This window comes from Glycomyces arizonensis DSM 44726, assembly GCF_000482705.1.
Taxonomy (GTDB): domain Bacteria; phylum Actinomycetota; class Actinomycetes; order Mycobacteriales; family Micromonosporaceae; genus Glycomyces; species Glycomyces arizonensis.
On the sequence record NZ_AXWO01000033.1, the window covers coordinates 44,935 to 51,754 of the forward strand.

The window sequence follows — 6,820 nt, forward strand, 5'->3', positions numbered from 1 at the left end:
AGTATCCGAATATGACTATCTTATGTCAAGTCTGGCCCGCCCGGCGACTCACTGCGGATCGGGCGGCGTGGACCCGTCGCCGCCGCGCCGCTGCCGGTAGACGTCCTTGAACCGATCGCCCGCCGTCGCGCCCAGTTGGCGCAGTCGTCGGCCCTGCTCGCTGTCGGCGGCCCGGGCGGCCCATCGGCCGCCGGTCTCCTTGGCGCGGCGGACCTGATACGAGTCGGCCAGCCGCTGCACCGGGACCCGCTGGGCGGCGTTCCGCGCGGCTGACGACCCCGCCTGGGCGGCCCGCAACACCGTTCGCCCGGCCGTGGCGTAGGCGCCGGCGTGGACGGTGCGCGTCCCGGCGACCAGATCGCCCAGCGACCGCCGAGCGGAGCCGAACAGCGCCGGTGCCACATAGGCGACCAGAACAGCGACCGCCAGCAGCCACAGCACGAAGCCGCCGATGAAACTGCCGTGCAGCAGGGCGATCCAGGCCAGTCCGTACAGGCCCCCGGTACAGACGACGGTCACCGCGGCGCGCCACAGCGACCGCCCGAAGCGGGCCTTGGAGCCGCCCGGGCCGACGATTCGCAGGTCGAGCAGCATGCGGCCGAGGGTGCGGCCCTGCCACAGGTTGGCGGCCGTCTCGTAGGCGAAGTGGAATCCGATGAGAATGAGCACCGAGGTCTGGACCCGCGAGACGATCAGGTTCCAGGCCGAGTCCCCGACCTCATCGGTCGCGGCCCCGACGTCGCCCGCGGAGAAGAGCACGTTCGTGACCGCGCCGATGACCTGCTCCGGCAGGACGTGCGTGGCCTTCTCTGTGATCGCATCGATAGTCAAGGCCGCCAGCAGGAACAATGCCAGCGACAAGACCGCAAGATCGATGGCCCGAGCGGCGATCCGGCGCCCGGTTTTCGGCATAGGAGGGGAATGAACAGGCGGACCGGCCGGCGAGTGGCCGCCGACGAATGGGCCCGGCTGGTGCGGAAACGGCGGTCCGGGCTGGGACTCGGTCGGGGGATGCTGTTGCGTCATAGAAGCGTCCCATCGGTCTGGAGCGGGGTGGCCAGTGGTGGGTTCCGGTTCGTATCGATAAGTGTAATTCCATGTCGCAACCGAGAGGCAGCAAGCACATCACCTGTGCCGGGGCCACCGCTGCACTGGTGGGTTCATCCCTTGCCGCGAGAGAAGGTCATTCGGGCATCCATATTCATGTCCGACCAGGAGGAATCTCTGACGATGTGGCTGTATGTCTTGCGCTGCAAGAGGAGTAGTGGTTATAAGGTATCGATCGTCTTGCGTGGACGTTCGACTGCCAGAACCGTGATGAACCGACTTCGAACAAGTCAGCGACCATAAGGGATTGGTTGCCGTGAGGTGAGCCATTGGCCTTCGGTTCGTACTGGCCTGGCTCCAGGCGAAACAGCGACAGCGAGGCAGTCGGAAGCTGAGGTCGGGTATGTGGCCTTGGGGTTGTGTTGGGTTGCGCTTCGGGCGGATCGGCGATGAAGAGGTGGGAGGGCGTCTGGGGTGGTCGGTCGGCGCGGAGGCTCGCTCGGGTAGGGGTTCAACCGATCGGCGACCGCGAGGTAGGCAGGTGCTGAGATTGGTGCTGTGTCTTCGGGGTGGCCTTCGGTCGGGCTTCAGGCGAGTCAGCGATGGAAGGCGGGGAAGAGCTCGGGGCGGCCGGTCGGCGTGGAGGTCCGTTTAGTCAGGGCTTCAGGCGTATCGGCGATGCAGAGGTGAGCGGGTGCCTGGGGTGGCCTGTCGGCGCGGAGGTGGGTCGGTGGGCTCCGCCTGGTTCTCTTCCTTCTCGGGGTGTGGCGGCGGCTGGGGGGATGGCGTGTGGGGTCGGTTCGGTGCCTGGGCAGGGGAAAGGGCCCGGTCCCTGTCGGGGTTCCGGGCTGAGCGCCTATGGGTGCTCTGTCCCCGCCGCAGTTGCCTGCGGCGGGCAGGGTAAGAAGGGGATGGGGTCGTCAGGTCCGGTGGTGCCGGTCACTCCTGCTGGTGTCAGGGTCTGCCGGTCGGCTGGTGGTGAGGCCTGCTCGTCTTCGCCTGTCCTGGCTTGCTCGCTTTCGGCTGCCGTGGCCTGCGCAGGTTCGTCTACTGTGTCCCATTCGGATGTGCCGGTCGCCTCCTGCCTGGTGGCTAAGCACACGTATCTTCGCAGGTGAACGGGCATCTTTCCTCGTCAGGTTCCATCAAGGACGGTGGGCCGCAGAATAACTGAGGCTAACGGTCGCCGTTGAGATACGCGAGCACCGCCAGGACCCTGCGGTTGGTGTCGTCGGTCCGCGAGAGGTCCAGTTTGGACAGAATGCTCCCAGTGTGCTTGCCCACGGCGGCCTCGGAGACGTGAAGCCTCCGGGCGATCGCGGCGTTGGAGTGCCCCTCTGCCATCAGCGACAGCACCTCCCGCTCGCGGGTGGTGAGCGCGGACAGCGGGCCGCTCCGGCGCCGCAGCAGCTGGCTGATCACCTGGGGGTCGACCGCGGTGCCGCCGTCGGCGACGCGATGCAGCGCGTCGATGAAGGCCTCGACGTCGACGACCCGGTCCTTGAGGAGGTAGCCGACACCGTACCCGCCGCCGGTGTCGATCAATTCCGCCGCGTACCGGTGCTGCACATACTGGCTCAACACGACCACGCCGAGCCCGGGGTCGATGCGGCGCAACTCCACGGCCGCCCGCAGCCCCTCGTCGGTGAAACCCGGCGGCATGCGGATGTCGGTGACCACCAGGTCCGGCCGGTGCACCGCGACCGCCTCCTTGAGCGCCTCGGCGTCGCCGACCGCCTCGACCACCCGGAACCCGAAGCGCTCGAACAGCCCGATCAGGCCCTCCCGCAGCAGGACGCCGTCCTCGGCCAGGACTACTCGGACGACGGACTTGGATCGCACGGCACCTCCACGCGCAGGACCGTGGGTCCCCCTGCCGGACTGGACATCAACATCCTGCCACCGGTCACCGCGACCCGGTCCGCGAGCCCGGTCAGACCCGAGCCCCGGTCCGGATCGGCGCCGCCGTGGCCGTCGTCGCGGACCTCCACGTCGAGCGCGCCGCCCTTGACGCGGGCCGTCACCGTCACGCAGGTGGCGCGACTGTGCTTGGCGGCGTTGGTGAGCGCTTCGGCGACGACGAAGTAGACGGTGTTCTCGACCAGCGCGGGAAGCCGTTCGGGGACGTCCGCCTCGACCACGACCGGAACCGTCGACCGGTCGGCGAGCTCGCCGAGGGCCGCGGGCAGGCCCAGATCGGTGAGGATCTGCGGTCGGATGCCGTGGATGAGTTCGCGCAGTTCGGCCATGAGCTGCTTCGCCTCACCATGGGCCTCGTCCACGAGCGCGGCGGCCGACGAGTCGGGAGGCAGGTCCAGCCGCGCCAGCCCGAGTTTGAGGGTGAAGCCGACCAGCCGCTGCTGCGCGCCGTCGTGCAGATCCCGTTCGATCCTGCGCCGCTCAGCCTCGAACGCGTCCGCCAACCGGGTCCGAGACCGCGACACCTCGACCAGCTCGGCGCGCAGCCGCTCGCTCGCCCCGCCCGTCAGCAGAGCCCGCGCCACGGCGGCGTGCGCACCCGCCAGCGCCGTCGCCAGATAGGGGAGCAGGAGGAGGAGCGCGGCGCCGGCGGCCGCATAGGGCGCCGTCCCGACCACGGAGTCGACCTTGCCGAACACCAAGGTCACCGGCCCGGCCCCGGCTCCCTGCGCTCCGAGGATGATCGGGCTCGCCGCGAACGTCACGGCCATCAGGGCGATCGCCATCACCGCGAGGACGAGTACCGGGCTCACGGTCGCCAGCAGGAGGACGTAGCCGACCTCGCGCCAGGCCAGGGGATCGGTGTACCTGGAGCGCAACCGCCTCCCTGAGCGGAACCGCGCCTGGACCGGACGGGCGTCCACCGTACGCAACCGCCGCAGCTCCCGCCCCGACAACCACGCCGCGGCCAACGGCCCCGGCACCGCCGCCAGAGAGACGCCGATCAAGACCAGCACCGCCACCTCGCCGGCCCGCGCCCGGCCCTGCGCCAGCCGGACCGCCAGGACCAGCCACGGCACCCCGAGCGTCGCGAAGGCCGCCACCGCCGAGGGCAGGGTCGTGAGCAGGTAGCCGATCGAACGCCAGGGCCAGGCGCTCACCGGCAACCCTGGCCGGCGCAGCGCTTCGAGCGCGGTATTCGGACGTTCTTTCGACATGCCGTCCACGATAGATCGCAGGCACGGCACCCTCCATGACGCTGAGGGGAGTCCTCGGGGTATGCCCAGCCATACCCCGAAACGACAGCTGGACCCAATGACTCACGGCCGCAACCGCGGTGAACTGTCGCCATGACACTCAAGACCAAAGGCGTCATCGCCTTCCTCCTCATCTCCTTCGGCATCGCCTGGAGCGCGATCTTCGTGGCCGCCTTCGTACTGGACCTGTCGATGGTCAATCCGCTGCTGCAGATGCCGATCGCGTTCGCACCGGCGATCGGCGCGCTCGCCGTCCGCAGGTGGGTGACCCGTGAGGGCTTCGCCGACGCCGGCTCGCGGCCCCGCTTCAAAGCCGCCCGGCGGTACTACCTCCTGGCATGGTTCGGGCCCGTCGTCGTGCTCGCCGCCACGGTCGCCCTCGCCGCCGCCGTCGGCGGCTACCGCCCGGACCTCGCGTCCCTGGGCGAATCGGCCCTCGGCGCCGACCTGCACCCAGGACTGGTCGCGCTCATCGGCCTGGCCGCGTCGGCACTCGCGATGCCGGTGTTCTGGGGCGAGGAGGCCGGCTGGCGCGGCTACCTCGAGCAACGGGTGGGCCGCGGTCCGCTCGCCGCCGCGCTCATCACCGGGTTCATCTGGGCGGCATGGCATTACCCGCTGGTGTTCACCGACTACTCCGGCGACTCCGATCACGCGCTGACCATCGTCACCTGGACGGCGCAGATCATGGCCGGGGCGATCGTCCTGTCGTGGCTGTTCCGGCGCTCGGGGAGCATCTGGGTCCCGTGCCTGGCGCACGCGGGCAACAACCTCGTCATCGGCACGTTCTCGTACCCCCTCCTGGTCGAGCAGGGCGGCTTCGACCGCTGGTCGGTCAACCTGCTCGAACTCGCTCCGCTCCTCGTCCTCGTCGTCTGGATCCTCCTCGCCGGCGGCTTCGGAGATCGGGAACGGACCGAGCGCCGATCCACTGCGGACGCCTACACTGCTTGAGTCCGCCGTCCGGAACCGATCGGAGCCGCCCCATGCCACAGGACGTCATCGTCGTGCACGCCAACGAGACCCCGCCCGAAACCTGGGCGGGGGCGGTCTTCCTCGCCGGGCCCCTGCCCCGCGCGAAGAACGCCGACTCATGGCACCCCGAAGCGATCCGCCTCCTGGAAGAACAATGGCGCGGCGACGGCACCCTGGTCGTCTTCTCACCCGAACCGCGCGGCGGCCTCGAAGCGGACTACGAAGGCCAGATCGCGTGGGGCTTCAATCGATCGGCGACCGAGAGGGGGGCGGGTGGTGGGGTTGGTGCTGTGTCCCCGGGGTGGTCTTGGGTCGGGCTTCATGCGTATCAGCGATGCAGAGGTGAGAGGGTGCCAGGGGTGGCCTGTCGGCGCGGAGGCGCGGTCGGGTAGGGGTTCAAGCGGTCGGTGACCGCGAGGTAGGAAGGGGCTGGGGTTGTCGCTGTGGCTTCGGGGTCGTTGCCGGTTGCGCTTCGAGCGGGCGGCGACAAAGACGGGAGTGGAGGGGCAGGGCGGGTCCTCGAAGGCGGTATGCCGTTTCCCGAGTATCCGCAGGTGGACCACGCCATCTCGGGGAGTTATCCACAGGCCCAGAAACTTTTCCTTGACCGGTTTTGGGGCGTCTGTCAGGCTGGCGAGGACTTTCGTGGTGTGCAGGACGGCGGTGGGTGGGTACAGAGGGGCGGAGTAGCGCCCCGGGCGCCGGCGGGGCGCTCTGCGGCGCCCCTGCGTCGGAGTCGGTCAGTGGTCTTCGGGGTTGTCTCTTCGGCCCGGCTTCAGGCGAGCAGTGAGCGCGAGGTGCGTGGGGGGCGGGGCTGGCTTGGTGTCTTCGGGGTTGTGCTCGGGTCCAGCCTCAGGCATTGCAGCGATGCAGCGGTGAGCGGGTGTCGGGGGTGGCCTGTCGGCGTGGAGGCGCGGTCGGGTAGGGCTTCAAGCGGTCGGCGACCGCGAGGTAGGCAGGTGCTGAGGTTGGTGCTGTGTCCCTGGGGTGATCTTCGGTTGGGCTTCAGGCGTATCGGCGATACAGCGGTGAGCGGGTGCCGGGGTGGCCTGTCGGCGCGGAGGGTGGTCGTGGGGCGGCCTCGTGCGGTGCCCGCTCCGGGTGCGGTGTCTGCTCTGGGATGCGGTGCCCGCTCTGGGGGCTTCGGTGGGGTGGTGTGAGGCCTGGGCGGGGCTGTGGACACGGGGAAGGGCCCGGTCCCTGTCGGGGTTCCGGGCTGAGCGCCTATGGGTGCTCCTTCCCCGCCGCAGTTGCCTGCGGCGGGCAGGGTAAGAAGGGAACGGGGTCGTCCGGCCCAGTGGTGCCGGTCACTCCTGCCGGTGTCAGGGTGGTCCGATCCGGTGGGAGTGAGGTCTGCTCGTCTTCGCCTGTCCTGGCCTGCTCGCTTTCGGCTGCCGTGCCCGGCGCAGGTTCATCTACTGTGGCCCATTCGGGTGTGCCGGTCGCCTCCTGCCTGGTGGCTGGTGTGGCGAAGCGGGCGCGTACCCGTGCTCGGGCGGCTTTGATGTCGGCTTCGACCTTGGCTTGTTCGATCTGTTCGGCGGTCTCGTTCAGGTCGGCTTTGATGCCTGGTCCCCATTCGTCGGGGTAGAGCCCGGTGGGGAAGACGTTCGCGGCATCGG

Annotated in this window: 5 protein-coding genes; 1 reads left to right on the forward strand and 4 read right to left on the reverse strand. The window is 69.5% G+C overall.

Annotation, left to right across the window (positions count from 1 at the left end; genetic code table 11):
* Window positions 1-48 precede the first annotated feature (48 nt).
* The 3 genes from H613_RS29495 to H613_RS0118875 form a co-directional block, all read right to left on the reverse strand.
* Complete coding sequence (locus H613_RS29495) at window positions 49-1,026, reverse strand: RDD family protein (protein ID WP_084546768.1); 978 nt, start codon at window positions 1,024-1,026, stop codon at window positions 49-51.
* A 1,197-nt stretch (window positions 1,027-2,223) separates the two neighbouring features.
* Window positions 2,224-2,889 carry a response regulator transcription factor gene (locus H613_RS0118870; protein WP_026925015.1) on the reverse strand — a complete coding sequence of 222 codons (666 nt, stop codon included), beginning with the start codon at window positions 2,887-2,889 and terminating at the stop codon, window positions 2,224-2,226.
* Window positions 2,862-4,184, reverse strand: coding sequence for a sensor histidine kinase (locus H613_RS0118875; protein ID WP_026925016.1), 1,323 nt, complete (start codon window positions 4,182-4,184; stop codon window positions 2,862-2,864). The genes H613_RS0118870 and H613_RS0118875 overlap by 28 nt, the downstream gene beginning before the upstream one ends.
* A gap of 132 nt (window positions 4,185-4,316) precedes the next feature.
* Here H613_RS0118875 and H613_RS27690 point away from each other — a divergent pair, with 132 nt between their 5' ends.
* Window positions 4,317-5,177 carry a CPBP family intramembrane glutamic endopeptidase gene (locus H613_RS27690; protein ID WP_051393560.1) on the forward strand — a complete coding sequence of 287 codons (861 nt, stop codon included), beginning with the start codon at window positions 4,317-4,319 and terminating at the stop codon, window positions 5,175-5,177.
* Window positions 5,178-6,422: 1,245 nt separating this feature from the next.
* On the opposite strand, the gene H613_RS31495 is transcribed toward H613_RS27690, so the two are convergent.
* Window positions 6,423-6,820, reverse strand: a 398-nt coding sequence (locus tag H613_RS31495) for a hypothetical protein (protein WP_211234887.1), incomplete at its 5' end; no start/stop codon positions are given.